Origin of the sequence: Rhodanobacter sp. K2T2, from assembly GCF_013408815.1 — a bacterium.
Taxonomy (GTDB): Bacteria; Pseudomonadota; Gammaproteobacteria; order Xanthomonadales; family Rhodanobacteraceae; genus Rhodanobacter.
In genome coordinates this window covers 1-25,695 of sequence record NZ_JACCCA010000002.1, presented here as the reverse complement: position 1 = coordinate 25,695, position 25,695 = coordinate 1, and the positions used below count along the sequence as shown (strand labels likewise).

Here is a 25,695-nt window from a genome sequence, read left to right as displayed (position 1 = left end):
CGTAGCGGGGCAGTTTACAACCTGGCCGGGTTATCGCCGTGAAGCCGATGGCCGCAGGCGCGCCGAAGCGCGAATCAAACCTCGCGATACAGCGCCACGCCCAGCTCCGCCAGCTCGTCGTGCAATGCCAGCACCAGCGCCAGCTGCCCCACCACCAGGGTGGCGATGTCATCTTCGGCGCCGTCGGCCTCGAGCTTCTCGAACAGGCGGTGGCTGTCGCCGAACGGCGTGGCCGGCGTATGGCTGGCCAGTGCGGCGGCGAGGCGGTCGAGCGCCTGCGTCGTGATGTCGCCGGCCTGCTTCAACACCCGCAGCGCGTCGGCCGAGGCGATCGTCCGCCGATGCGCGCCCAGCGTGGAGAGGTGTCCGAGCAACCGATGCGAGGCGGTGAGAAAACGCAGCAGCGGTTCGCTGTCCTGCCGATGCCGGTCGGGTTCACGCAGCATGCTCGCCAGCATGCCGCCCAGCGCCGCATCGGCGTTGTGCGCATCGCGTCGGGCGATCCGGTACGCCAGGTCGTCGCGCTTGCCGGAGGCGTACTGCGCCAGCACCTGGGTCAGATAGCGCGCGTCGGTCTGGATGGTGTCGGCGATCACGTGATGCAGCTGCCGGCCCTGCCAGTCGGGTAGGATGAAATACGTCACCATCGCGGCGATGGCGGCGCCGATCAGCGTATCCAGCAACCGCGGCCACATCACTTCGTAACCGCTGCCGAGCTGGTTGAAGCACAGCAGTACAAAGAGGGTGATCGCCGCCGTTGCCAGCGAGTACGAGCGCTGGCGCGCGGCGAAGAATCCCACGCCGCTGATCACCACCAGCAGCAGCTGGGCGGGGCCGAACGGCAGCAGCTGCAGCATGGCCCAGCCGATCACCACGCCGAGCAGCGTGCCGGCCACGCGTTGGAACAGCCGGCGCCGCGTGGCGTCGTAGCTGGGCTGGCAGATAAACAGCGTGCTCAGCAGAATCCAGTAGCCGTTCTGCGGATGCACCAGATGCAGCACTCCGTAGCCGAGGAGCAGCGCGATGGCCAGCCGCAACGCATGGCGAAAGCGCCGCGAGCTGGCCGTGAGTTGCAGGCGAATGCGCGACCAGGCGTCGCTCAGCGAGCCGGGGCCTGGATCCTGCAGCACGCTGTCGTTCTCTTCGACCGCTGCGGTCACACGGCTGTCGCCGGCCAGCTGCTGGCGGATCGCCGACATGTTTTTCAACAGGCCGTCGAGCGCGCGCAGCAGATGCGCGGCTGGCGGACGCGGCTGCGCGCGTAGCGCATCGACCGCGGCATGCACGTCGGCCAGCGCCGTAGCCGCCTGCACGTCGTCCTCCAGCGGCAGCCGCAGCCGCAGCGTGTCGGCACGGCGGCGACACTGCTGCGCTTCGAGCCGCAGCAGGTGCTCGCAGCGAAACAGCACGTCGCTGTGGAAGAAAGCTTCGGCCAGCGCGTCGTACGGATAGTGCGAGGAGCTGATGCGCTCGTGGATATCCTGCGCCACGAAATACAGCTGCAGGCGTGCCGCGGTAGCGCCGCGCGGCCGGCGCGTGCCGATGCGATCGATCAGCACCAGCCGGGTATCGTTGAGCGCGGTCACGACCTGTTCGTTCTGCAGCGCCAGCGCGAGCTGCAGCGCCTGACGATCGACGCCGGGCAGCGGCGCAAACAGCGCGGCCTTGCCATCCAGCGTGTCGGCCAGGCTGTCGAACAGCCGCGCCAGCGCGTGCCGTATCGCCTGCTGCGGCGACAAGATACTCCAGCCCAGCGACAGCACGCCGTACCAGGCCGCGCCGGCCAGCAGCAGCGCCGGCTCGCGCCACGGGTTCAGCGCGTGCGCGCCGGGCTGATCGGCGCCGATCATGGTGTAAATCGACAGGATCAGCGTGGCACCGGCAATCGTTGCGTAGCGGCCGCTCACCGCACCCAGCATCACCAGCAGAAACGTCGCGATCGGCAGGCTGGTGGCGAACAGCAGCGGGTAGGGCAGCAACTGTTTGATCGCAAACGCCGCCGTGGCGAAGCAGACCATGGTCACCAGCAAGGTGCCCAGGCGATTGCGCCAGTGGTCTTCCGTCTCGGCCAGCGCGCAGGCGATGGCGCCGAGCATCGCGGGTATCGCCACCGCAAACCGATGGCTGATCACACACCAGAGCACGATGCCGCCGAGCGACAACAAGACCCGCACGCACTCGGCAAAACGGTCCGATCCGCGCAACCGGCGCCAGCGATAAGTGGGGTGGGAAATCGTATTCACAGTAGCCAGCATACGTGACCGACCGGGCGGGCTGCGCATGAAAAACGCCGGCCTCGAAAGACCGGCGTCGAAGCGTCTCCGCGCGGTGGCTTACTGACCGCGCATGCGGCCCTGGAAGCGCGTGGCGCCGTTGCCCATGTGCGGCAGCTTGATCCTGCCGATGGAGTTGATGCGTTCCTCGGCCAGACGATCGGCGGCCAGATACGTCGGCACTTTGTCGGTCTTGCTGATTTCGAAGATGCGTCCGAGGTTGTAGTAGATCGTGCGCATCATGCGCATGGCGCGCTCGCGGTTGTAGCCGTCGATCTCCAGCGAGATGTTCATCACGCCGCCGGCGTTCACCGCATAGTCTGGCGCATACACCACGCCACGGCGGAAGATCTCGTCGCCGATCGCGTCGGTCGCCAGCTGGTTGTTGGCCGCGCCGCAGATCACCTTGGCCTTGATCCGGTCGATAGTCTGCTCGTTGATCGTGCCGCCCAGCGCGCACGGCGAGTAGACGTCGGCGTCGACGTCGTAGATCTCGTCCAGGCCAACGGCCTCGCAGCCCAGCTCGTCGACGCAGCGCTGTACCAGCTCCTTGTTGATGTCGGTGACGAACACCTTGGCGCCCTGTTCGCGCAGCAGCTTGATGAACTCCATGCCGACGTGGCCGCAGCCCTGCACGGCGTAGCTGTGCTTGCCCACGTCCTCGTTGCCGTACTTGAACTGCAGTGCGGCCATCAGGCCCTGCAGCGTGCCGAACGCGGTGAACGGCGAGGGGTCGCCCGAGCCGCCGTGCACCTGATGCACGCCGGTCACGTATTCGGTTTCGCGGAACACGTATTCCATATCGTTGACGTCGATGCCCACGTCTTCGGCAGTGATGTAGCGGCCGTTGAGCGAGTTGACGAAGCGGCCGAATGCGCGGAACAGCGCCTCGGACTTGTCCTTGCTCGGGTCGCCGATGATCACCGCCTTGCCGCCGCCCAGGTTCAGGCCGGCCACGGCGTTCTTGAAGGTCATGCCGCGGGACAGGCGCAGCACGTCGTTCACGGCTTCCTGCTCGTTCTTGTACGGCCACATGCGCAGACCGCCGAGCGCGGGGCCCAGCACCGTGTTGTGGATGGCGATGATGGCCTTGAGGCCGGCGTCCTTGTTCTGGCAGAACACGACTTCTTCGTGACCGGTGTTGGCAATGGTTTCGAAAATCATTGGAACGGTTGACTCCATAAAGGACGGTGCCGGTTCGAGGCGTCGAGCGGCATCAGAAGGAAGCGAAAAAGGAAACGCCGAATAGGACCCGCGTGATCGGGAATGGACAAGGGCTACATGCAAAGCCCCGGCCGGGGGTGGGGAATCAGGCGCGAGAGTCTAATACGTCACTCCGCCAAAACGGTAACACGCCGCATCATGCGTGCCGCGACATCACTGCGGCAGCCAGTAGCCGGGCTTGAAGTGCCAGCCGTCGCCGTGCCGCTCCCAGCGAGCGTCTACGTAGCGATAATCGGGTTTGGCGGGTATCCATTCGCCGGGTACGAAAACGAAATCCTGGCCGTTCCACTTCCAATAGCTGTGCGCTCTGACATAGCCGGGACGGTCCTTGACCGCCTCGAAGACAAACGGTGGCGGCTCGCGCGGCGCCACCAGGTCGTGCGAGTACGTGCTTTCAAACAGCGGCCGATGTACCACCGGCGTACCGTTGGACGGCTGCCCGGCGCAGCCGGCGGCGAGTGCGGTGGCCAGCGCCAGCAAAACGAGAGCGGCGGAGCGATTGACCATGAGGTGCAATTCCGAAGAGAAGGCGTGAGCGCGCGGGTGTTGCAGTCTATCGCGCCGTCCACGGTGCCGACAGCGTGCCCCGTGCTGTCTCGGTCCGCGAAAAGAAAAACGCCCCGACGGGCGGGGCGTTTTCATCAAACCGCTAGCGCGTTCGGGCGGCGGGTCAACCCACCACCCACACGCCGGCACGCCAGTGCCAGCCGTCCGGGCGCTGTTCCCAGTGCGGATGCACGTAGTGATAGCCCGGGCGCACCGGCTCCCAGTGGCCACGAACGGTCACGTACTGGCGGCCGTCCCAGCGGTAGTAGCTGCGGGCCCATATATAGCCTGGTCGCGGCTGCACGTTCTCCACGATGACCGGCGGTGGCGGGCGCGGCGCGACCACTTCCACATACTCACGCGGCGGCGGTGGCTGCTGCACGTACACCGGACGGTCGTGCACGACCCGTTCCTCCACGCAACCGCTGGCCAGCGCCGCGGCGACAACTAACGATGTAACGGCCAAAAGACGAATCGACATGGTCGTATGCATTCCCTGATGAGGTTGAGAAACGTAAAGTGGATGGTGCGTCTAGTGTCAGTGGATGGCCGTCATACCGACAGCCGTCCACGATCGCAGGTTGTTGCGCGTTCAGCGCGCCCAGTAGCCATTGCGGAAACGCCAGCCGCCCGGTGCGTGATCCCAATACGCCGGATGCCAGACGTACCCGGGGCGACCGCGCACCCAGTAACCGTTGATCCAGACATGGCGATGACGGTAACCGTCCCAGCGCCAGTAACCCGGCGCCCAGACATAGCCATAGCGCGGCGGCGGCACGCGCTCGAAGCGCGGCGGCGGTGGCGCCACGCCGACCTGGGTCGTCACGTAGACTTGTGCCGATGCGGGTGGCGCGTAGGTGGTTGCGCCGGCGAAGGCCAGGCCGAGTCCGGCAACCAGGGCCAGCTTGAGAGGCATGCTTTTCATCGTCGATCTCCCGGCCGCACCATGCGGCTTGGGAAACAGTAACGGGGCGCGGCGCATGCTGTTGACTTCTTGCGACTCGCTCGTTCAGGTTCGAGCCGGTAGCGCAGTATTCCGCGATGTGCATTCCAGGCCGGCCATTTGGTAAGCCCGTCGACCACCACAAATGCTGTTGTGCAACAACTTTTCGATGTAGCCCCGCGTCATGCCATGCACGCAGCGCACCACGACGATCACACCATCGCCCACTAGAATTGGCGGTCTACCAACGTCAGCTGTCGGAGTTGCGCCATGAGTACGCCTGCCAAGCACGTCCCCGCCAGCGACACCCAGTCCGAAACCACGCCGCTGCGCTTCGTCACCGCCGCCAGCCTGTTCGACGGCCACGACGCGGCCATCAACATCATGCGTCGCATCATCCAGGCGCAGGGTGCCGAGGTGATCCATCTCGGCCACAACCGCTCGGTCGAAGACGTGGTCCGCGCGGCCCTGCAGGAGGATGCCGACGCCATCGCGCTGTCGTCCTACCAGGGCGGCCACGTCGAGTACTTCAAGTACATGGTCGACATGCTGCGCGAGCGCGGCGCCGGCCACGTGCGCGTGTTCGGCGGCGGCGGTGGCACCATCACGCCGGAAGAAATCAAGCAGCTGCAGGCCTACGGCGTCGAGCGCATCTATCACCCCAACGATGGCATGAAGCTCGGCCTCACCGAGATGATCGAAGACGTGATGGCGCGTGCCGGCACCGGCGCGGCCGAACGCGCGCAGAGTGAAACGGCGGCCGTACCTGCGGCCGATATCGACGACGAAATTTCCATCGGCCACATGCTCTCCGCCATCGAAGAGGGCAAGCTCGCCGACGCCGACCTCGCGCTACTGCGCAAGCAGTGGGCGCTGGCCGGCAGGCAGACACCCGTGCTCGGCCTCACCGGCACCGGTGGCGCCGGCAAGTCGTCGGTAGTCGACGAACTGCTGCTGCGCTTTCTGCATGCGTTTCCGGAGATGCGCATTGCCGTGCTGGCGGTCGACCCGACGCGCCGTCGCTCCGGCGGTGCCCTGCTCGGCGACCGCATCCGCATGAACTCGCTGCGCAGCCATCGCGTGTACATGCGCTCCATGGCCACGCGTCGCCAGCATGCGGCCACCAGCATCGTGCTGCACGACTGCATCGATTTTCTGAAGAGCCAGCCATACGACCTCGTCATCGTCGAAACCGCCGGCATCGGCCAGAGCGATTCGGAAATCGTCGACCTGGTCGACTTTCCCGTCTACGTGATGACCAGCGAATACGGCGCCGCCAGCCAGCTCGAAAAAATCGACATGATCGATTACGCCGAGCTCATCGTGCTCAACAAGTTCGACAAGCGCGGCGCGGAAGACGCCCTGCGCGACGTACGCAAACAGTGGAAGCGCAACCGCACCGCCTTCACCCTGAAAGACGACGACGTGCCGGTGTACCCCACCATCGCCAGCCAGTTCAACGACCCCGGCGTCACCTGGATGTTTTCCAACCTGTGCCGGCTGATGCGCGACAAGCTCAAGCTGCCGGCCGACCGGTGGTCGCCGCAGCTCGACACCACGCTGAAAGAGCCGCGCGCCACCGTGCTCATTCCCGGCCAGCGCGTGCGCTACCTCGCCGAGATCGCCGAGCAGGGCCGCAGCATCAACGCCGGCATCCAGAAGCAGGCCGAGTACGCCAGCAAGGCGCAGCACTATTACGAAGCGCTGAAAGAGCTGGGCGACGACAAGCTGCCGCCCGCGCTCGACCTGTATCAGTCCACCGATCTGCTCTCGCACATCGGCAACGATGCGCAGGCGGTCGATCGCAGCCTGCTCACGCTGCGCCAGCGCTACAACGCCGCGCTCGGCGAACTGAGCAAGGAGGCGATCGAACAGCTGCGCGCGTGGCCGTCGCTGTACGAGTCGGTGACCAAGGAGTTCAACGAGTACACCGTGCGCGACAAGGTCATCCGCGTCGACAACTATCGCGAATCGCTCAGCCACCAGAAAATTCCGAAAGTCTCGCCGCCCAAGTCGAAAGACTGGGGCGAGCTGGTGAGCTTTCTCGGTCGCGAAAATCTGCCCGGCCATTACCCGTACACCGGCGGGGTGTATCCGTACCGCCGCAGCGGTGAAGATCCCACCCGCATGTTCGCCGGCGAAGGCACGCCCGAGCGGACGAACCGACGGTTTCACTACCTCAGCCAGGGCGGCGCGGCCACGCGCCTGTCCACCGCGTTCGACTCGGTCACCCTGTACGGCGAAGACCCGGCGCCGCGCCCGGACATCTACGGCAAGATCGGCAACTCGGGCGTCAACATCGCCACGCTCGACGACATGAAGAAGCTCTACTCCGGCTTCGACCTCAGCGCGCCGAGCACCTCTGTCTCCATGACCATCAACGGCCCCGCGCCGATGATCCTGGCGATGTTCATGAACACCGCCATCGACCAGAACGTCGAAAAATACCTGCGCGAAGAAGAAGCCCGCTGGGCTGCCGCCGAGGCCAAGATCGCCGCGCTCTACAAGAACGTGCCGCTGCCGCAGTACCTCGGCGAGTTGCCCAAGGGCAACGATGGCCTGGGCCTGGGCCTGCTCGGCGTCTCCGGCGACGAGCTCGTCGATGCCGAAACCTACGCGCGCATCAAGCAGCACACCTTGCAGAACGTGCGCGGCACCGTACAGGCGGACATTCTCAAAGAGGACCAGGCACAGAACACCTGCATCTTCTCCACCGAATTCGCTCTGCGCATGATGGGCGACATCCAGCAGTATTTCGTCGACCACAAGGTGCGCAACTTCTACTCGGTGTCGATCAGCGGTTATCACATCGCCGAAGCGGGGGCCAACCCGATCAGCCAGCTCGCCTTTACCTTGAGCAATGGCTTCACCATCGTCGAGTACTACCTCGCGCGCGGCATGAAGGTGGACGAATTCGCGCCCAACCTCAGCTTCTTCTTCTCCAACGGCATGGACCCGGAGTACACCGTCATCGGCCGCGTCGCCCGGCGCATCTGGGCGCGCGCCATGCGCGAGCGCTACGGCGCCAGCCCGCGCAGCCAGATGATGAAGTACCACATCCAGACCTCGGGCCGCTCGCTGCACGCGCAGGAGATCCAGTTCAACGACATCCGCACCACGCTGCAGGCCATGTACGCGCTGTTCGACAACTGCAATAGCCTGCACACCAACGCCTACGACGAGGCCATCACCACGCCCACCGAAGAAAGCGTGCGCCGGGCGGTGGCCATCCAGATGATCATCAACAAAGAGCTCGGCCTCAACTTCAACGAAAACCCATGGCAGGGCAGCTACGTAGTCGACGCGCTCACCGATCTGGTGGAAGAGGCCGTGTACAAAGAGTTCGAAGCGATCAGCGAGCGCGGCGGCGTGCTCGGCGCCATGGACACCATGTACCAGCGCGGCAAGATCCAGGAGGAGTCGATGTACTACGAGCATAAAAAGCACGACGGCTCGCTGCCCCTCATCGGCGTCAACACCTTCCTGCCCAAGGACCACGGCGGCGAAATCGCCACCGAGATCGAACTGATCCGTTCCACCGAAGAAGAAAAGGGCGCGCAGATCGCCAACGTGAAGCGGTATGGTGAGGCGCGCAATGCGCTGGCCTCAGATAGTCTCAAAGTATTGCAGGCGACGGCGCGGGATCGACGGAATGTGTTCGAGCAGCTGATCGAAGCGGTGAAGTACAACTCGCTGGGGCAGATTTCGCATGCGCTCTACGAAGTTGGCGGCGAATACCGGCGGAACATGTAAGCTCAGTTCCAAAGAACCCTCTCTTCACCGAGGAGATGGCCATGTGAGGGGCGGTCCTGGCGAAAGGCCCGTAAGGAACTCCTCATACTTCACCATCGCAAGGATCGCGACCCATGCCCATCATCTCCAGCTTCTTCGGCATCTATATCCGCATGTACTTCGCCGACCACGCTCCGGCGCACATCCACGTGAAATACCGGGGGCACGAGGCACTCATCGCCATAGCGGATGGTGCACTGATGCAAGGTGAGCTGCTATGACGTGCACTCGCGCTTGTCCGTCAGGGGTGCCTCGACCATCGCGTCGAGCTGGAGCAGAATTGGATCAAAGCGCAGGCCTTGCAGCCGCTAAGCCGCATACCCGGAGCCGACCATGATTAAGTTGAAAGCGGTCGAATCGAAAGGCGGCTATCGCTTGCTGCTGCGCTTCTCGGATGGCACGGCGGGGGTCTATGACTTCGCATCGTTTGTCGAGGCGGCGACGGAGATGACGGCGCCACTGGCTGATCCGGCATTCTTTGCACGGTACTTCATCGAACTGGGGGCGTTGGCGTGGCCGAACGGGTTTGATTTGAGTGCCGAATCGCTGCGGCGGTGATTGGAGGAAACCGGCGAGCTGCGGCGGGATGCGGAGGCTGCTTGAGGTGACGGAGCACATCGGGTCATGTCTTTGTCCGTTGCCGGAAAGTGCCGCTGGAGTGCGCGAGTTGTTGACTGGTCCTCGGGTGCTCTATGCCACCCGATTCGGGAAAGGGGATTTGTCGGACTGGGTGGAGTTGATGGAGGCGGTGGAGGCGTTGTGTCCGGTGTGGCCGGCGGCTCCGATGGGAGAGCGGGGCGGGTACAGGCTTTGAGTAATTTTCGTAGAGTGGTAAGTGAGTCTGCCCATCGGTTTGCTGATTGATCTGGTCTGGGAGGTGCTGTGCTTGGAGTGCGGTGCGATCAGTAAGCGCGGTAATCTAAAACGGTTTCCTCTTGTTAGTGCTGAGCTCTGAGGCTTGTTGGAAAGTGAGCCTAATCCTGTTTTTGCATCGTAAACAGCTTTGGGGGACGCCGTGTCACAAATGCTAGATTTTCTGCTGGGCTTGCCACAGCCATTGCCTCTTGATTCAACAGAGGCAGATACCCGTGCTTTAGTAATCGACCCACTGCTTCGGCACTTGGGCTGGACTAATGGCGACGTAAAGCGTGAGCCGTACGCTGGCTGGCCTGATGCCCGGGGTTTCATCGATTACCTACTAATGCAGGAGGGAAAGCCGATGATGGTCCTTGAGGCAAAGAAGACCGGTCGCTCCTTTAGCCTTCCTCAAAACCTGACGAATCAGCGTGTAACGACTTATAAGAAGGTTCGCGCGACTGCGTCGACGAGTCTAATCGAGGCATTGGACCAATGCCTCCAGTATGCGCAGCATACGGGTGCGATATACGCATGTGCTACCAACGGTTCCGATTGGCTGTTCTTTAAGCCAGCACATAGCTTTCGCGCACTACCTGACGCTCGAGTGGTCGTTTTCAATGGTGTTAAGCAGGTTGTCGCGCGGCTTGACGAATTCTGCGCCCTCCTTGGTTACGATTCAGTCCAGGAGGGTCAAGCGGAGAAGTTCCTGCTTGGGCGTGAATTAAAGCGGCCGTTGTTTGCAATGCGTCTCCAAGACGTCTTTCCGTACCACGAGGACCCATCGTGGGAGGAAGATGAGTATTCTAATATTCTTGATCAGTTTCTCGCGCATTATGTAGATGAACTCACGAGTGAGGACGATTTCGAGCAGTGCTACTGCGTCGTTCGTACCAATAGAGCGACTATCAAGTCGATTGAAGCACTCGTGAGTCTTCGGGTGGATGCTGCGCGAGAGGAGGTCTTGGCGAAAGGGGGAGATTTCAAGGGGAAAATGCTTTCGAAGCCGATTTTTCCTGAGATCCCATCGGGGAGGACGGTGGTGTTGCACGGAGATGTCGGTGTTGGAAAGTCGTCGTTTCTGCGCCATTGCGAGCTCTTTTTGCGAAAGAGCGGAAAGCTCCAAGATTCCGTTTGGGCACGCGTCGATCTGCTTCCGTTTCACGATCGTCCGTTCACCGCCGACGACCGTGACCAAATGTTGCAGCTGATTTGTCGAGAGATCCTCGCTGAGGTAGCAAAGGTAACTGAGTCCATGAGTGGAAGTTATGACCCGGACGATTGGGCGCATCTGCGTGACATCTACAATTCTGAAGTCAGGAGATTTCAAAAGGCTCGCTATCCTAACGCTGACGATTCAAACGAAGAGTACGTCGAAAACGCAAGAAGGCTTGTATGGGATCTCAGTCAAAGCGATCCTCAAGAACATCTCGTGCGCGTGATCAAGTGGCTCACATTAAACTGCAGATTGCCAGTTGTGGTTGCACTTGATAACTCTGACCAGCTAGGACTCGAGTTTCAGGAGTTTCTTTACAAGTTATCCGAGAAGTTGAGGTCGACAACGTCGGCTGTTCTCATTTTGGTTATGCGAACCGAAGCCCTCGCCTCCCACTCGATTAGAGAACATTCGATCGCGTCTGTTAAGGAACAGTTTTTAATTCAGAAAGCTCCGTTGTCGATGGTACTTGAAAAGCGCTTTGAACGAATTCTTGCAAGCCTTCCGGTCGCTTATCCAGCGACGGCGCAGAAGGCTGCTAGAGACCGCATATCAGTACTCATAGAAACGATTGGCCATGAAGCTAGCATCGGTAGCGATGCTTTTCAGATAATCCAAGCTGCGGGAAACGGAAGCCTTCGCGCTAACCTCAAGGCAATCAGTGCGATATTTCGGTTGTCTCCGAAGGCAATGGATAAGCTCGTTTTCGACCAGCACGTGAATGGTCGTACGAGATTAACCGTGGCTCTGACGCTGCGTGCTCTTATGAAAGACGATCTATCGAGTGCAGGTGGGAGCAAGTTGCTGCCAAACGTTTTTGTGGTTGATAGTCAGCTAACAATGCCCTACTCATTAGGATTAAGGATTCTTCAGCAGGTCCGAGCGAAAAGTGCTCACGTTAATTATCAACTTTCAAGCCTCTTGAATGACTTCAGTCTTGCGGGCATAGATCGAGTAATTGTTGAGAGGGCTGTTCAGCGGCTGCGGTTTGACCGATTCCTGACCGTCCCGCACATGTTGTCGGACATGCGGGGGGAGGACATTCCAAGTGTCGCGCGATTGGGTGAAGTGTTATTAGATCTTGTTCTGAACGAGATGAGCTATGTGAGTAGATCAGCTTTTGAGACCTATATCTACGACAAAAACGTCTACAACAACATGCGGTCGGTTTGGGCGTCTGGTCCAGGTGATTACCAAAAGAAATTTGACGCGATTGGTCGTTTGTTCTCAGAGATGGTTCGTGAGGACGACTTGGTGTTGCGACGCGATCTGGAAACGTCACACTTGGAGCACTCAATCAATTCTCCTTTGCCCGGCTTGCTATCAAGCTGAAATTTGAAACGAAAATGGGGTCAGTGTTCACATACGAAAAAGCAAAAAAAAACAGCAAAAAGGTGTCAGGGACAATTTCTGACAGCGGGGTGGCTACGAGGCTGATGGAAACGCTCGGTTGGCGCTGATCGTCTGTATGATCCTGTGTACATGGCTCGACTTCCACGTTTCCAAAACGGGGGCAGGTTTACTTATCCACGCCTGTCTTGACTCTCCTGCATTGCAGTAGCAGACTCAATCCCAAGGAGCCTAGAAACTCCTCTAGTAGCGGTACCCACCTCCGACAAACCGGTGGGTTTTTTGTACCTGCGTTTTTTGTAGGTGCAACCGACGCGATGCCTGCGTCGGGAGGGCGGCTAATACAACACCCGCAAGGGGAATACGCCCGCCGGCTACTAGCGGTTTCTAGCCTCCCGACTTCCCGTCCGGCGTCATGCTGTGGACGGGTACTTCGATGGATGGAATCAGGAGGCGGCTATGTCGACGTACGATACGGATGATCGGGACACGATGGGTTATTTTCTGCCGGAGCACAGCCAGCGCCAGCTGCAGAAACTGCGCGATTACGCGGAGTTTCTCTCGCATATCGCGCAACCGCGCACGCCGGACGCCGAGCAGGAAGGAGCCCCCAAGATCAACGCGGAGCAGGTAGGCATCTGCCTGGAATTTCTGGTGGAGCAAATGGACTTGGTGCTGAGCGATCTCTCGTTTCCAGCCTATCGTGCCGAAAGCGACGCGCCCCACGCAACGCCGCAAGCGGCCGACACCATGCCGTACGACACAGGCGAGCGCTACCGCTTCGGCATGACCCTGGAGCAGGTCGATACGCTCAACCCGCTGATCGACATGATTGCAGCCCATGGCGATGTGGTGACTGCCAGCCATGGCGCCGAGCTGGCCGACCACACTCTGTCGCTGCTGGGGCAGGCCATCTTCAGCGATGCGCGCACGGTGCGAGAAATCATCCGTCAGGTGGAGTCGCAGTGGCTCGACTTTCCGCACAGTTCGCACAACGGCGTGAACGAAGAGCAGGCCGTCTATCGTATTGAGCGAGAAAACGTTCGGGTTCATTAAGTAAAGAACGCGAGCATCATTTACCTTCATGGGAAGGCTGCCGGCCATAACCCCTGATTTCGTCGTTTATGCTTAGGTTTTCTGACGCAACAAAACGCTCAGGTTAAAGGTCAGGAGTAGTCCAACCTGACCCTGTTCGATGTGCAAGCCGCCAAAAATTGGCTTCCGCCACCCCCACCCATAAGACGAAACGCACGGTGAGAAATCGCCGGTCGTTTCGTTTGCTGGCAACCTATTGTCGCTACTTACCGATAGCAGTGGCATTGAAGGAATGTCGACTTCCATTACTGGCCACAAGTGTAAGAATGGAAAAGATAACATCGGCCATCCATCGCATATGAAAGAACTATCGGATCAACTCGCAGCAAAAATCGTCAATGCCGTACTTGAGGAGCGATGCGCGTCCGAAGAAGGCATGCGTCGATACAGGCCACTGCTTGAGGAACGAGCGCAGAGGATAGTCGCGCGCTTTGCCGCTGATCCCGGTGAAGACAGCAGATCCAACGATGACCCGCTCGATCCGATCCATGCCCTGTTTAGGCTTGCCGATACCATCGTCAAGCACGAGCTAAGCAGCAACAGTTATCCCAAGCAAGCATGCCCGGATGATGGCGGATGCATCATGTGCTGCACACATATGCAGATTGCTCTTAGTGTGCAGGAAGCTGCCATTATTGCGAGGGCACTGCTCGAGCTCACGGAGGCTGAAAAAGCAGAGATCGCCCACCGACTTCCTTCACTCGGAAAATCCGGGCCTGGTTCGCGATGTGGGCTGTTGGGCGAACAAGGCCTGTGCACGCTTTACGCAGCGCGCCCCATCAACTGCCGAACGCATCGCTCATGCTCAATAGCAGCCTGCGAGGACCGTGTGCGGCGGGGCCGGAATGCGGGTGAGGAAGTGGTGTTCGCCTACCCGTTCGATGATCTGATCCGCAAATCCTTCCATCACGCAGTACAACCGAATAGAACGCCGCACTTTCTTGAAATGAACACATTCCTGTCGAGCGTTCTACATGACGATGAGCGGCTTTCAGCATGGGCATCTGGCCAGATGCCAGCCGAAAACGATGCATAGCGTCCCATCTCTTGTCGTACCAATAAACAAAAACGGGGTTCAGGTTTAACCTGACCCATTCTTGGTTTGCAGGCATCCGGTGACCTGCGACGCGATGCAGGACCGGCCTGAGTTGGGACGAGCTCGTCCCGGTGCTCAGCGCTGCATGGCGACCTGAGCTGGCGGCGGATTTTGCGTCTGTTGCATAGCCTGTGCGCTCTGGGCTTGAGCCGCCTGTTGAGCGTTTTGCTGCCACTGCACGCTGCTTTGCACGACAGACGTATTGACGGCCTGGGTGATGTCGACATGGGCGTAGCTTTTGTGTGGGGAATTGAGGTCGCCCTGGATAGCGAACGCGCGCTGGGCGTCCTGGCTCAGCACGACATGGTCGACGCCGCTCATGCCCTTGGCTTGTGCGGCGACGGCCAGCGTCGCCGCGAGATTTTCGCTGCGTTGATCCGGCACACGTCCGTGTTCCGCATCCAGGCGATGCACCGCACTCAGGGCCTGCTGGTAAATCCCATGACCGGGATGTATGGGATCGGCGAGCGTCGGTGATTGCCCCGTCTTATGTAAGGCATCCAGCGTGTTTCGACCGGCGACACCATCGGGCGTCAGGTGATGCGCGAGCTGGAATTTCTGGAGTGCGGCCTTTGTGCCTGGACCGAAATCGCCGTCAGGGTGCAATGAGTGACCATGGGTGTCGGTGTACCCCAGCTTGACCAGACCCGTCTGCAGTTCGGTCACTTCTTTACCGTGAGAGCCCTGGTGTAAAGAGCTGCTGTGACTATGCGGCGTGTGGGTACGCTCGCCTTGGCCGATAGCCTTCAAGGCTTCCTTGATGTCCGGATCTTTTGCGGATGTCGAGGGATCGAAATTCGTATCGCCAACCTTGGCATGCGCACGGTCGAGAGCGGCTGCCATCTCTGGGTTTTTATAAGCGTTCTTATACTGCTCGGCCAGAGCGGCAGCCTTCGGCCCATCGTAATAAGCGTATTTGCCCTTGATCTGGTTGGCTGTGGCCAATACGTCGTCATAGTTTCCGCCATCCTTAAGCACTTTTTCGAACTTCGTCATCTGCGACGGGATCTGATTCTCCGTCTTCGCCAGAATGGCGACAGTCTCGAGACGGCGATCTTCAGGAATATTCTTTCCGTACGTGTCCAGCATGTTCACCGCCGACTGCGTCGCCTGCTTGATCTGCGGATAGTCGATGTTTTTGTGAATCCACTTCTGACCGTCTTGAGACGATGCCCACGCGTCGATGCTGTTGCGTGTGTCTTTGTCGATGAAGGTGAGGGTGGTTCGACCGTGCTCGCCGTTGCCGTGTGTCAACAGGTCGGTGCGAAGCTTCGCCATGTCGTGCGCAAACTTCAGATCGTGGTCTTTCGCATACTGGCTGGACTGCTGAATGACGCCGTCCACATAAGTGGTCTCGCCCGCTTTGGGTGCGGCACCGTCTGTCGACCCCAGCGCCCACGTTCCGCGCTTGCCCAGATCAACCTGGATGGTGCCGAGCGAATAGCCACTGTCCGCCACGATTTTATCGGCGTTACCCCATTGGGGATCGGAGTTGCCTGCGGTAATGCCCGTAATGGAAAGATGGTACGAAGAAGGGCCACCTTCGGTACCGCGACCGACCACGAAGTACGTGGCGCCAGCAAGTGAATCTAGATCGTGTGTATTCAGGCCAGGCATGGTGTTCGTCCTTGAGTCGATGCTGCTTAGTTGTCGTTGGCGACGGCCAGATATTTATCCAATGTGTTGGCGCGGTCGCAAAGCTGGAAAATCTCGTTCTGCGTTACCTGAAGGTCAGCGACAGTTTCATTGCCGTAGAGCAGGACTTCGAAATCGCCGCTCTTGTTATGGAATGCCAGCCACTCCCGTTGAGCACTGACCAGACCGTCCTTCGCCTTGCCATTGAGCTTGCCGAGCAACGTCTTGTACGTCGCGTTGAGCCGGGTGTCCTGCTTGGTTTTTTCCGCGGAGAGGCAACCGCCGAGAGCGACCGTGTCGGAGCCGGCCTTGTCGATACAGGTAAAGAAGGCAGTCGTGATGCCTTTCGGAGCATCTCTCCGAATAATTTGGCTCGTAGTGTCGGCGGCTACGGCGGCCGAGCCGTAGGTGAGCAGAGCGAAGGTGATGGCGAGCATCCCTGACGTTTTCATGTGTTCCTCCTGTTCGTCGATTTTTAGCCTTGGAGTCAATAGCGCGGCCTGTCGCAAGATAGACGGAACAGGTAGCCTTCCTTCAAAGATAGCTCCTGAAATTCCCTCTGGAAAGCCTGCCACTGAGGCTTGGCAGCAGATCGTGAGCTTGCTCGGGAAAGGTTGTCGGTCAACAGGTTGCATCGCATCGCCCGGGCCTGGCACCAGTACCTCGCATGAGCCAGCTAACCGCATCAGAGCTCTCACCCGCTTTTAGTCGAAAGAATGTACTCAGCGCCTGTTTCTCACATCGCATAGCCCATTCAGGGCCGTCACAGCATCAGCAGCGGTTACAATCGCGCGCTCTTTTCAGGTTCGAGCCCATGTCCGATTCGATCGCTTGCCCGCAATGCACGCTGCAGAATAGCTATCCCGACGGCACCATGATGGTCTGCGCCGACTGTGGGTATGAATGGTTGGCGCACGCGCCTGCCGAGGCCTCGGTGGTGGTGCGCGACAGTAACGGCAACGTGCTGGCTCAGGGCGACACGGTGGTGGTGATCAAAGACCTGAAGGTAAAGGGGTCTTCGATTCCCCTCAAGCAGGGCACCTTGATCCGCGGCATCCGCCTGGTTGAGGACGACGCCGAGCACATCGAAGGCAACTCGGACAAGATCAAGGGGCTGGTTCTGAAAACCTGCTTTCTGCGCAAGGCCTGACTACGGCGCCGCCCAGGCCGGCAACCCGATCGACGATGGGGGATGTGCGTACGCAGGGCTGAAATCCTGCGATGCGACGAGCGCATCGGCAGCCATGCATCGATCGTGGCTATCACAAGGGCGGTGCGGATCGGCGATGCTCAAACAGCATGCCAAGCGCCATTCGGCTCTGTCCGTGTTTGATCAACCCGGGTTGATCGTGACTTTTTACATCGTATCGCCAGGACCTGGCACCAGGACCTCGCGTGCGCCGTTTTGGCCCATGGAGGACACCAGTCCGGCGGCCTCCATCGTCTCGACCAGGCGTGCCGCACGGTTGTAGCCGATGCGCAGCTGGCGCTGCACGGAGGAGATCGAGGCGCGGCGGCTGCGCAGCACGAAGGCGACGGCTTCGTCGTACAGCGCATCGAGTTCGGCGTCGGCGGCTTCGTCGCCAAACAGGTCGGCGGCCGCTTCCGACGGCGGGCCGGCGAGAATTTCGTCCCGGTAGTCCGGCGCACCGTATTGCTTGAGGTGGGCAACCACGCGATGCACTTCGTCGTCGGCGACGAACGCACCATGCACGCGCTGCGGATAGCCGGTGCCGGGCGGCAGAAACAGCATGTCGCCCTGGCCGAGCAGCGACTCGGCGCCCATCTGGTCGAGAATGGTGCGCGAGTCGATCTTGGACGACACCTGAAACGCGACGCGGGTAGGGATGTTCGCCTTGATCAGGCCGGTGATCACGTCCACCGAAGGGCGCTGCGTGGCCAGAATCAGATGAATGCCGGCGGCGCGTGCTTTTTGTGCCAGTCGTGCAATCAGTTCCTCGATCTTTTTGCCGGCCACCATCATCAGGTCGGCCAGCTCGTCGATCAGCACCACGATCAGCGGCAGCGTATCGAGCAGTTCCGGCGTCTCGACGTGCGTCGGAAAGGGGTTGCTCAGCGGCGTGCCGGCGGCGCGTGCCTCGCGGATCTTCTGGTTGTAACCGGCCAAGTTGCGCACGCGCAATTCGGACAAGAGCCGATAGCGGTTTTCCATTTCGGCAACGCACCAGTTGAGCGCGTTGGCGGCCAGCTTCATGTCGGTCACCACCGGCGCGAGCAGATGCGGGATGCCCTCGTACACCGAGAGCTCCAGCATCTTCGGGTCGATCATGATCATCCGCACTTCGTCGGGCGTGGCCTTGTACAGCATCGACAGGATCATCGCGTTGATCGCCACCGACTTGCCCGAGCCGGTGGTGCCGGCAACCAGCATGTGCGGCGCGCGCGCCAGGTCGGTGACCACCGGTGCGCCGGTGATGTCCTTGCCCATCGCCAGCACCAGCGGCGAGTCGTGCTCGCGATACGCGTCGGAGCGCAGGATGTCGGCCAGCCCGATCATCTGGCGCCGCTCGTTCGGCAGTTCCAGGCCCATGCAGGTCTTGCCCGGAATCGTCTCGACCACGCGGATGGAAGTGCGACCCAGGCCGCGCGCCAGGTCGCGCATCAAGGCGACGATCTGACTGCCGCGCACGCCCACAGCCGGTTCCACTTCGTAGCGGGTGATCACCGGGCCAGCCGAAGCGCCGACCACGGTCACCGGCACCTTGAATTCGCGCAGGCGCTGTTCGATCAGCTCGCCAGTGGCGGCCAGCACCTCGGCCGGTTCGGCATCGACCTCCTCGGACGCGGTCGTCAGCAGGTCCAGCGGAGGCAGTTCGATCGGCCGCCTGGACTGGCTACCCGCAGCGGGCATGGCCTGGCTGGTGGGCAGGGTCGGTTCGGCATCGGTATCGCTATCGTGGCCATCATTGGAGGCGGTGCGCAGCGTTTTCGGCAGGGCGCCGACGACCGGTAGAACTGGCTGGATAACGCGCGTGGGGGCCGGCGTCGCGAGCGGCGGCTCTATCCCAGCGATGGTTGGCTTTTGCACCTGGGGGTCAGCCGATGCCGGCTCGATACGCTTCGGTGGCACCGATTCAGTAGGCGCGGGCTCCACATGAGTCGCCGCCTCCGGCATGGCGGACATGGATTCGGCAGGTACGGGTGCCGCCACCGTGATCGACGTCGGGGCGGGGTGGGCCATGACCTCGGGCAAGATCGGCGCGGGTTCGATCAAGGCTGTCGGCGATGTCGTCGGCGCGGGTTCGATATAAGCCGCCATCGGTTCGATAGGCGTGATCGCCTGGGGCGCGGCCGACATGGGTTCGTCATGCGTCGACGGCGCCATGACCCGTGCTGGCGCCGCCGCCGCAGGTGCGATCGATGCCGGCTCGGTCCGCACCGAGGAGGCTGCGGTTGTCGGCATCGGCGCACTCCGACGCGTATCGACATCGTGCGCGCTGCTCAGGGCGCGAACGATGCCGGCTGTCGATGTGGCCGGCGGGCGGACCCGTGTCATCAGGACGGGTGATTCGGTGACGCTGCGCGCTGGTCGTGCGGTCGTCGGCCGATGGGATGGCCAGGTTTCGGCCATCGCTTTTTCGGGTGTGGCTTGCGGCTTGCCGGTCGGTTGCGGCGGATGCTTGCGTTTAGCCGGCGCCTGCTTGCCGCGAGCCCATCTCTCCCCGGCCTTGCCGGCATGAGTGCGGCGCGCGGGTGCGGATGGGCGGGTCGCCCGGCGTGTGTTGCGTTTTTGGTTGTTCGACGAGGATTTCCACAGGCGGAACAGAAGCCACATACCAGACAGAATCATTGCCGCGAAAACGTAGATCATCATGCGTGAGGCAGCGCCGTTCATGGTTAAGTCGACCCATGATCTTAACCGATGCGCTTATACGCCCGAATCCATGCGGCGAATACCGCCGCAACATAGCAACATAGGAAGCGAGCCTTCAAAAGGCGGGCATCGGCGCAAGGCTCAAGCACACAGTGTTGGATGCTTCGCGTCGAAGCATTCATTCCACTTGTGCAAGCGCTAAGCGCGCCGCTTTTTTGCCGGCCGTGCCATCGGCAGTTTTTGCAGCTCTTCGAGCAAGAGTGCCACCGGCGCCACCAGCCTCGGCGGCAGGGCGCGGTGCACCAGCCAGGCGACGATCTCGGGTCGGAAATCGGTCACGGTGAGAACCTTGAGTCGATGCCGATAGGCGCTGCGTTCGAGCAGGTCGGCGGTGACCATGCCCAGGCCGGCGCCGCGCGCCACCAGCGACAGCTGCAATTCCGAGCCCGCCGCTTCAACCGTAACGTCGAACGGGATGCCGGCGATATCCAGCGCGCTGCGCAGCGCCGAGCGCATGCCGCAACCGCTCTGGCTGAGCACCCAGGAAAAACCCGCCAGGCCGCGCACGTCGAGTTTCGCCGGCAACCCCAGCGACGGCGCGGCGACGATGCGAATCGGCTGCGATGCGAATGCGGTCGCGACAAACGACGCGGGCGGCGTGGCACCGTTGGCGTAACCGACCACGGCGGCATCGAGTTGGTCGCCCTCCAGCGAGGCGGTCAGCGTAGGCGACCAACTGGTCTGAATGCGCAGTGCCAAACGCGGAAAGGCCTCGCGCAGTCGGTCCACCGGTGTGGCCAGCATCATGTCCGCGAGATACGGCGCCATGCCGAGCCGCAATTCGCCCTCCGGCTCCACGGCCGGGTTGACCGCCGCCATCAACTCGCTTTCGGCGCGCAACAGCTGACGTCCCTTGGCGTACACCTCTCTACCCACCGACGACGGCCGCAGCGGTTTGGATTGACGGTCCAGCAGTTCGACGCCGAGCAAGGCCTCCAGCGACTGCACGCGACGCGTAATGGCCGGCTGGGTCAGATGCAGGCGGTTGGCTGCCTGCACGATCGAGCCCGCGTCCACCACGGCGATAAAGGCAGTCAAATCATGGGTATTCATCGGCGGCTCTTAGATATGCAATATGCACATAGTCTTTATGATTATTATTCAATTGCTGCATGGGTTCGGGGTATTTAACCTCAGCGCCCTCGTCCCCGCAAATGCCGCCCATGTCTACCGATGCCAACGCCGTACTCGCCGCTCCCACCCCGGTCGAACAGGCGGGCGCTCTCACGCCCGGCATGACGCTGCTGTTCGCGTTCGCCGTCAGCGTGATGATCGTGAACCTTTCCGCCGCGCAGCCGCTGACCGCGCCCATCGCGCACAGCCTGGGTATTCCGCCGACGTTGTCGGGTCTGGTGGCTACGCTGCCCCAGCTGGGCTACGCGGTGGGCATGGTGTTTCTGGTGCCGCTGGCCGATCTCACGGAGAACCGCCGCCTGACCGTGATCACCCTCGCCATCTGTGCGGCGATGCTGGTGCTGGCCGGCCTCGCGCCGAATGCGTCCGTGTTTCTGCTCGCCGCATGCGTGGCCGGCACCACCTCGTGCGCCATCCAGGTGCTGGTGCCGCTGGCCGCCTCCATGGCTCACCCCGACCGTCGCGGCAGCGCGGTCGGCAGCGTCATGAGCGGGGTAATGCTGGGCATTTTGTTTTCGCGCCCGCTCGCCAGCACGGTGGCGGGCCATTTTGGCTGGCGCTCGTTCTATGTGTTGATGGGCGTACTCGATGCCTTGGTGGCGTTGATGCTGCTGCTCAAGCTGCCGCCGCGTCGGCCCGACTTCGGGCATAGCTACGGCGTGCTGATCCGGTCGCTCTGGGCCTTGTGGCAGCGCGAGCGCGTGCTTCGGCGCTACGCCGTGTCCGCCGCGTTTGTCATGGCAGCGTTTTCGGCGTTCTGGACCGGCGTGGCCGTGCTGCTGGTGCAACCGCCGTTCGCCCTGAGTGCCGATGCGGCCGCGGCCTTCGCGCTGGCCGGCGTTGCCGGCACGGTGGTCGCACCGCTGGCCGGTCGCGCCGGCGACAAGGGCCATGGCGTGGTGGGCATGCGCATTGCGCATGTGGTGCTGCTTGCCGGCATCGTGCTCGCGGGCATCGCCGGTGCCGGCTGGTTCGGGTTCGACATTCGCGCCCATGCATGGCTCGCGCTGGGTCTGCTCGTGCTCGCGGCAATCACGATCGATGCCGGCGCCGTCGGCGACCAGACCATCGGCCGCCGCGCGGTCAACATGCTGATGCCCGAGGCACGCAGCCGGCTCAACGGTGTGTTTGTGGGCGTGTTCTTCGTCGGCGGCAGCGCCGGTGCCGCCGGTGCCGGCGTGGCATGGGCCATGGCGGGCTGGACGGGTATCTGCGGGCTATGCTTGGGGTTCGTGGCATTGGCGTTTGCCGGCGACGTCGTGGCGCGCACGTTACGTCATTAGATCTATGGCGGAAGGCCGAAAATAAAATGCCGGTTGTTGGGGGGCGCAGTCAGGCACTGGATGGGGTGGCGGTCGGCCTCGGCTGACGGCGCGTTTCCATTCCCTCCGCCCCCCTTTGCCGTGGCCGTAGCGGCTTTTGTTGGGCGATGGAATTTGCCCATGCCGCAGCGCGCCTCGCCTCCCGATGATTATTGCGGCAAGATGTCCCCACTTCAGGGGGAAGTACATGGACGCATTGCATACGGAAGGTGGGTCGGATCGGGAGATTGCCGGCTTCTGGCGTCGTCTGGGCGCCTTCGCGATCGACTCGATTCTGCTCGGCATCGTCGGCTGGATTCTGGGCGCGTTGCTCTTCGATACGTTCGCGCGCATGGGCGCCTATGCGAAGCTGATCGGCTTTGCGATCGCGCTGGCCTATTTCGGTATCTGCAACAGCCGTATCGGTGGCGGGCAGACGTTAGGCAAACGCTGGCTTGGTGTGCGGGTCGTCGATGCCCACGACCAGCTGCTGTCCTTGCCGCGCTCGGTGCTGCGCTACGCGGTGTTGGGTATTCCGTTCTTTGCGAATGGCCTGCCGCTTGGTCCTAAGCTGGCGATGTCGACCCCGTTGGGTTACCTGCTCGCCCTCGTTGTATTCGGTGGCATGTTCGCCATCATCTACCTTTACCTGTTCAATCGCCGCACACGGCAGTCCCTGCATGACCTGGTGGTGGGCTCGTACGTGGAGCGCTTCGATCGTGCGGCGCAGCCCGTACCGTTCCCCGTCATGTGGCGTGGGCATATCGTCGTGGTGGCTCTGCTCGCCGTTATCGCTTTGAGCGCGCCAGCGGTAGCCAGTCGGTTCGCGCAGACCACGACTTTCGCGGGCATCCTGCCGCTGTACCACACGTTGTCCACCCAACCCCACGTGATGACGGCGCAAGTCGTACGTGGGTGGTCATCCTTCAATGGTGGCAAGGCGACACACTCGCTGCAGTCGTCGCTGTGGCTGGATGCGCCGCTCACTGACGATGGCGACATGGCCAAGCGCATCGCCCAGCAGATGGCGAAAGCCGACCCGAATATCGCCAACGAGGATGTCGTCGCGGTGACTCTGGTCTACGGCTACGACATGGGCATCGCGTCGGGTTGGAAAAAGCATGGGTATTCGTTCAAGCGCGATGAGCTGCTGTAGGTCTATTGTCTCTTGGCGAGGGAGTTCGGTCATGATCCAGTGCTACCAGATACAGGAGGAGTCGATGTAGCCGAGAGTGAAACACCAGATGGCGAAGTAGCCCGAGTTCAAGCGTTGAAGAACACCAAGGCGGGATTTAACTTCTTCCGTCCACTTCCGTCCCGTTTTCCCTGGCAAGGATTCTACAATGGGGTAATTTGAATGAAATCATTTAATTGCCACCGTCTTTTTTTCTGGCGAGCCGACTTCTTTTAGAAACGAGATTGCCGAGACTTTGGTGCCCACTTTTTTATTTACTTACTTTGCAAAACTCGGACTTTTAGTTAGCTAGAGAATTTTATGGCCACAAAGCTATATTTTAAGGCATCTCAAAGTATCACTTTAAGACTCGCTGAGTTGTTCAACTTTGCGTGGCCTACAATGGCTGCGCTTTGGAACCTTCGCTGGCAAGTTCGTGGCTACGCCGAGACTACCGGTAAAAAGGAGGTCACGGATCTACACGAACGATTTGTAGCGGGAAGCGGCGTTACAAGTGCTAATTTGAAGGTGGCATGTTTGGAAACCACTTGGGTGGATCAACAAAATCAATTTGCTAAATTCTTACTATTTGATTTGTGTGGATTGTATGAGGCGTGGCTTGAAGACGCTTCGGAGAAAGTTTTTGCTAGTAGTAAAAGGCAGATAATGGTTAAGGCTTTACAGTTTCCACTTTCGGCAGTTGCGCTTGCAAGTCCTGGAAAATCTTACGTTGACGCAATTGCTGAAGCGAACAAAACTAAATCTCCCGCGATGGTTGAATTTTTTGGCGTTGTCAAGAACCACCAGAAGAATTCATGGAACAACGTCGAGGACCTGCTAATTGCCTATCGATACTTCAAACTGTCCCGCAATAGCATAATTCATGGCGGTGGTCTTGCAGACGCACAGTGGATTAATGCTGCTAACGCCTTTAAGGTGGTTCCGTTTGTAAATTTGGGATTTAACAAGAGCCCGGTTGTAAAGATCTGCCCTGTGGGCGAGAGGATCGAGGTGTGTCTCGCCGATGTTGTTGGTTTGAGCAACATTATCCATCGACTTATTGTTACGATGGATGCCGCGCTTTGCGTGTCCGATAGGGTCGAGAAGGACTTCGTTGCGCGAATGACGTTGGCTAAACCTAAATTTCATCAGTCGATGAGCCAAGACGTGTCTAGGAGGCATCGACAGATCATTAGCTTTCTTGGGAAGGCTGCTCTGCCGCAGCCACCTAAGACGCTCGCGATTGAGTCTTTGTTGAAGGCGAATAATCTCGTCAAGTAAGGGAAAGCAGGGGTCCGCGCCTCAGGTTTTCGTGAAACGGGGTCAGGTTCACTTACAGTCGTTTGAATTTGGGTGAGGTGGGCGATGCGCGGGCCTGACGCCGGCGAAGTGTCGGGTCTTGGCTTCGACCATCGCGCGGAAGTCATCGCGACCCAAGGCCCGTTGTTGTTGCAGGTAGGTTCGGATGGCTTTCAGGTCGTCGTCGGACAGGGCTTCGTGTAACAGCTGGCGGTAGGCTTCGGCGCGAGCTTCCGGAGTGGCGGCGAGCGTGGTGTATTGCGGATGCGGCGAGAGATTGGCCTCTTGGCGAAGGCCACAATGGCTGGCGCAGCTGGACCACGGGAAGGTTGTCGGATCATCCGTCATGCGGGCACGAACGGGATTGAGATCGATATAGCGGTGGCAGTGCAGCACATAGCTTTCGCTGTCGACCAGGCTGGCCTTGTAGCGCCCTTCCCACAATGTCCCGGTGCGCCGATGACGGGCGTTGAACTGGCCGACGTAGCCGCGCCCCAGTTTTTGCATGAGCGACGTCCCCCCGCCTTGAGTAGCGGGTCTGTTTGGAGTCCGGTGTTACTTTAACTGCTTGGCGTAGGCGGCGGGTGTCAGTCCGCCCAGCGCCTTCTTCGGTCGCTCCTCGTTGTATTCGCGTCGCCAACGTTCGATCTCGGTGCGGGCGTGCAGCAGGCTGGGAAACCAGTGTTCGTTGAGACACTCATCGCGCAGGCGTCCGTTGAACGATTCGATGTAAGCGTTCTGGTTCGGCTTGCCCGGTTCGATCAGGCGTAACTGCACGCCACGCTCGTGGGCCCAGGCAACCATCGCCTTGCCGCAGAACTCTTTGCCGTTGTCAGTGCGAATCGTCCTGGGAAGGCCGGGACTGTG

The 25,695-nt window shown here is 60.8% G+C and carries 20 protein-coding genes and 1 pseudogene; 10 read left to right on the top strand and 11 right to left on the bottom strand.

Annotation, left to right across the window (positions count from 1 at the left end; translation table 11 throughout):
- Positions 1-74 precede the first annotated feature (74 nt).
- The 5 genes from yccS to HDE78_RS03525 all read right to left on the bottom strand — a co-directional run bounded on the left by yccS (position 75) and on the right by HDE78_RS03525 (position 4,968).
- Positions 75-2,243: a YccS family putative transporter gene (yccS, locus tag HDE78_RS03545; protein ID WP_345776024.1), complete on the bottom strand. Its 2,169-nt coding sequence runs from the start codon at positions 2,241-2,243 to the stop codon at positions 75-77.
- Between the two features lie 90 nt (positions 2,244-2,333).
- The gene (locus HDE78_RS03540; RefSeq protein WP_179477157.1) at positions 2,334-3,437 is read right to left on the bottom strand and encodes a Glu/Leu/Phe/Val dehydrogenase; all 1,104 of its coding nucleotides are present in this window, start codon (positions 3,435-3,437) and stop codon (positions 2,334-2,336) included.
- A gap of 213 nt (positions 3,438-3,650) precedes the next feature.
- Positions 3,651-4,004: a YXWGXW repeat-containing protein gene (locus HDE78_RS03535; protein ID WP_179477156.1), complete on the bottom strand. Its 354-nt coding sequence runs from the start codon at positions 4,002-4,004 to the stop codon at positions 3,651-3,653.
- A 163-nt stretch (positions 4,005-4,167) separates the two neighbouring features.
- Entirely contained in the window at positions 4,168-4,524 is a 357-nt protein-coding gene (locus tag HDE78_RS03530) for a YXWGXW repeat-containing protein (protein WP_179477155.1), read from the bottom strand.
- A gap of 111 nt (positions 4,525-4,635) precedes the next feature.
- Positions 4,636-4,968 carry a YXWGXW repeat-containing protein gene (locus HDE78_RS03525; RefSeq protein WP_179477154.1) on the bottom strand — a complete coding sequence of 111 codons (333 nt, stop codon included), beginning with the start codon at positions 4,966-4,968 and terminating at the stop codon, positions 4,636-4,638.
- 288 nt (positions 4,969-5,256) lie between these two features.
- Between HDE78_RS03525 and HDE78_RS03520 the strand changes: the two genes are divergently transcribed.
- The 6 genes from HDE78_RS03520 to HDE78_RS03495 all read left to right on the top strand — a co-directional run bounded on the left by HDE78_RS03520 (position 5,257) and on the right by HDE78_RS03495 (position 14,330).
- Entirely contained in the window at positions 5,257-8,739 is a 3,483-nt protein-coding gene (locus HDE78_RS03520) for a methylmalonyl-CoA mutase family protein (RefSeq protein WP_179477153.1), read from the top strand.
- Between the two features lie 113 nt (positions 8,740-8,852).
- On the top strand, positions 8,853-8,999 hold the full coding sequence (locus HDE78_RS20810) for a DUF4160 domain-containing protein (protein ID WP_218862003.1): 147 nt from the start codon (positions 8,853-8,855) through the stop codon (positions 8,997-8,999).
- Positions 9,000-9,111: 112 nt separating this feature from the next.
- Positions 9,112-9,336: a DUF2442 domain-containing protein gene (locus HDE78_RS03510; protein ID WP_179477152.1), complete on the top strand. Its 225-nt coding sequence runs from the start codon at positions 9,112-9,114 to the stop codon at positions 9,334-9,336.
- Between the two features lie 466 nt (positions 9,337-9,802).
- On the top strand, positions 9,803-12,181 hold the full coding sequence (locus HDE78_RS03505) for a hypothetical protein (RefSeq protein WP_179477151.1): 2,379 nt from the start codon (positions 9,803-9,805) through the stop codon (positions 12,179-12,181).
- Between the two features lie 477 nt (positions 12,182-12,658).
- Complete coding sequence (locus HDE78_RS03500) at positions 12,659-13,255, top strand: hypothetical protein (RefSeq protein ID WP_179477150.1); 597 nt, start codon at positions 12,659-12,661, stop codon at positions 13,253-13,255.
- A gap of 271 nt (positions 13,256-13,526) precedes the next feature.
- Positions 13,527-14,330, top strand: coding sequence for a YkgJ family cysteine cluster protein (locus HDE78_RS03495; protein WP_179477149.1), 804 nt, complete (start codon positions 13,527-13,529; stop codon positions 14,328-14,330).
- Positions 14,331-14,465: 135 nt separating this feature from the next.
- Here the strand turns inward: HDE78_RS03495 and HDE78_RS03490 are convergent, their stop codons facing one another.
- Both HDE78_RS03490 and HDE78_RS03485 read right to left on the bottom strand, forming a co-directional pair.
- Entirely contained in the window at positions 14,466-16,007 is a 1,542-nt protein-coding gene (locus HDE78_RS03490) for a peptidoglycan-binding domain-containing protein (RefSeq protein ID WP_179477148.1), read from the bottom strand.
- Positions 16,008-16,033: 26 nt separating this feature from the next.
- A complete protein-coding gene (locus HDE78_RS03485) occupies positions 16,034-16,660 on the bottom strand; it encodes a lysozyme inhibitor LprI family protein (RefSeq protein ID WP_255457610.1) in 627 nt (208 codons plus the stop codon).
- A 179-nt stretch (positions 16,661-16,839) separates the two neighbouring features.
- Here HDE78_RS03485 and HDE78_RS03480 point away from each other — a divergent pair, with 179 nt between their 5' ends.
- Entirely contained in the window at positions 16,840-17,175 is a 336-nt protein-coding gene (locus HDE78_RS03480) for a zinc ribbon domain-containing protein YjdM (protein ID WP_179477147.1), read from the top strand.
- A 207-nt stretch (positions 17,176-17,382) separates the two neighbouring features.
- Here HDE78_RS03480 and HDE78_RS03475 read toward each other — a convergent pair.
- Positions 17,383-18,867, bottom strand: a pseudogene (locus HDE78_RS03475) (DNA translocase FtsK); the annotation flags it as partial.
- A 1,191-nt stretch (positions 18,868-20,058) separates the two neighbouring features.
- Positions 20,059-20,973, bottom strand: a complete 915-nt coding sequence (locus tag HDE78_RS03470; protein WP_179477146.1) for a LysR family transcriptional regulator — start codon at positions 20,971-20,973, stop codon at positions 20,059-20,061.
- A 110-nt stretch (positions 20,974-21,083) separates the two neighbouring features.
- Here HDE78_RS03470 and HDE78_RS03465 point away from each other — a divergent pair, with 110 nt between their 5' ends.
- The 3 genes from HDE78_RS03465 to HDE78_RS03455 all read left to right on the top strand — a co-directional run bounded on the left by HDE78_RS03465 (position 21,084) and on the right by HDE78_RS03455 (position 24,810).
- A complete protein-coding gene (locus tag HDE78_RS03465; protein WP_179477145.1) occupies positions 21,084-22,337 on the top strand; it encodes an MFS transporter in 1,254 nt (417 codons plus the stop codon).
- Positions 22,338-22,563: 226 nt separating this feature from the next.
- The gene (locus HDE78_RS03460; RefSeq protein WP_179477144.1) at positions 22,564-23,511 is read left to right on the top strand and encodes an RDD family protein; all 948 of its coding nucleotides are present in this window, start codon (positions 22,564-22,566) and stop codon (positions 23,509-23,511) included.
- A gap of 339 nt (positions 23,512-23,850) precedes the next feature.
- Entirely contained in the window at positions 23,851-24,810 is a 960-nt protein-coding gene (locus HDE78_RS03455) for a hypothetical protein (protein ID WP_179477143.1), read from the top strand.
- Between the two features lie 48 nt (positions 24,811-24,858).
- Here the strand turns inward: HDE78_RS03455 and HDE78_RS03450 are convergent, their stop codons facing one another.
- Together HDE78_RS03450 and HDE78_RS03445 are read right to left on the bottom strand one after the other, a co-directional pair.
- On the bottom strand, positions 24,859-25,335 hold the full coding sequence (locus tag HDE78_RS03450; protein ID WP_179477142.1) for a hypothetical protein: 477 nt from the start codon (positions 25,333-25,335) through the stop codon (positions 24,859-24,861).
- A 48-nt stretch (positions 25,336-25,383) separates the two neighbouring features.
- Positions 25,384-25,695 (bottom strand): integrase core domain-containing protein (locus HDE78_RS03445; protein ID WP_179477141.1); only part of this gene is annotated, 312 nt, incomplete at its 5' end.

Coding starts and splice junctions, on each gene's coding strand:
- HDE78_RS03540 (WP_179477157.1), bottom strand. CDS start 3,437: ATGATTTTCGAAACCATTGCCAACACCGGTCACGAAGAAGTCGTGTTC.
- HDE78_RS03535 (WP_179477156.1), bottom strand. CDS start 4,004: ATGGTCAATCGCTCCGCCGCTCTCGTTTTGCTGGCGCTGGCCACCGCA.
- HDE78_RS03530 (WP_179477155.1), bottom strand. CDS start 4,524: ATGTCGATTCGTCTTTTGGCCGTTACATCGTTAGTTGTCGCCGCGGCG.
- HDE78_RS03525 (WP_179477154.1), bottom strand. CDS start 4,968: ATGAAAAGCATGCCTCTCAAGCTGGCCCTGGTTGCCGGACTCGGCCTG.
- HDE78_RS03520 (WP_179477153.1), top strand. CDS start 5,257: ATGAGTACGCCTGCCAAGCACGTCCCCGCCAGCGACACCCAGTCCGAA.
- HDE78_RS20810 (WP_218862003.1), top strand. CDS start 8,853: ATGCCCATCATCTCCAGCTTCTTCGGCATCTATATCCGCATGTACTTC.
- HDE78_RS03510 (WP_179477152.1), top strand. CDS start 9,112: ATGATTAAGTTGAAAGCGGTCGAATCGAAAGGCGGCTATCGCTTGCTG.
- HDE78_RS03505 (WP_179477151.1), top strand. CDS start 9,803: ATGCTAGATTTTCTGCTGGGCTTGCCACAGCCATTGCCTCTTGATTCA.
- HDE78_RS03500 (WP_179477150.1), top strand. CDS start 12,659: ATGTCGACGTACGATACGGATGATCGGGACACGATGGGTTATTTTCTG.
- HDE78_RS03495 (WP_179477149.1), top strand. CDS start 13,527: ATGTCGACTTCCATTACTGGCCACAAGTGTAAGAATGGAAAAGATAAC.
- HDE78_RS03490 (WP_179477148.1), bottom strand. CDS start 16,007: ATGCCTGGCCTGAATACACACGATCTAGATTCACTTGCTGGCGCCACG.
- HDE78_RS03485 (WP_255457610.1), bottom strand. CDS start 16,660: ATGCAACCTGTTGACCGACAACCTTTCCCGAGCAAGCTCACGATCTGC.
- HDE78_RS03480 (WP_179477147.1), top strand. CDS start 16,840: ATGTCCGATTCGATCGCTTGCCCGCAATGCACGCTGCAGAATAGCTAT.
- HDE78_RS03470 (WP_179477146.1), bottom strand. CDS start 20,973: ATGAATACCCATGATTTGACTGCCTTTATCGCCGTGGTGGACGCGGGC.
- HDE78_RS03465 (WP_179477145.1), top strand. CDS start 21,084: ATGTCTACCGATGCCAACGCCGTACTCGCCGCTCCCACCCCGGTCGAA.
- HDE78_RS03460 (WP_179477144.1), top strand. CDS start 22,564: ATGGACGCATTGCATACGGAAGGTGGGTCGGATCGGGAGATTGCCGGC.
- HDE78_RS03455 (WP_179477143.1), top strand. CDS start 23,851: ATGGCCACAAAGCTATATTTTAAGGCATCTCAAAGTATCACTTTAAGA.
- HDE78_RS03450 (WP_179477142.1), bottom strand. CDS start 25,335: ATGCAAAAACTGGGGCGCGGCTACGTCGGCCAGTTCAACGCCCGTCAT.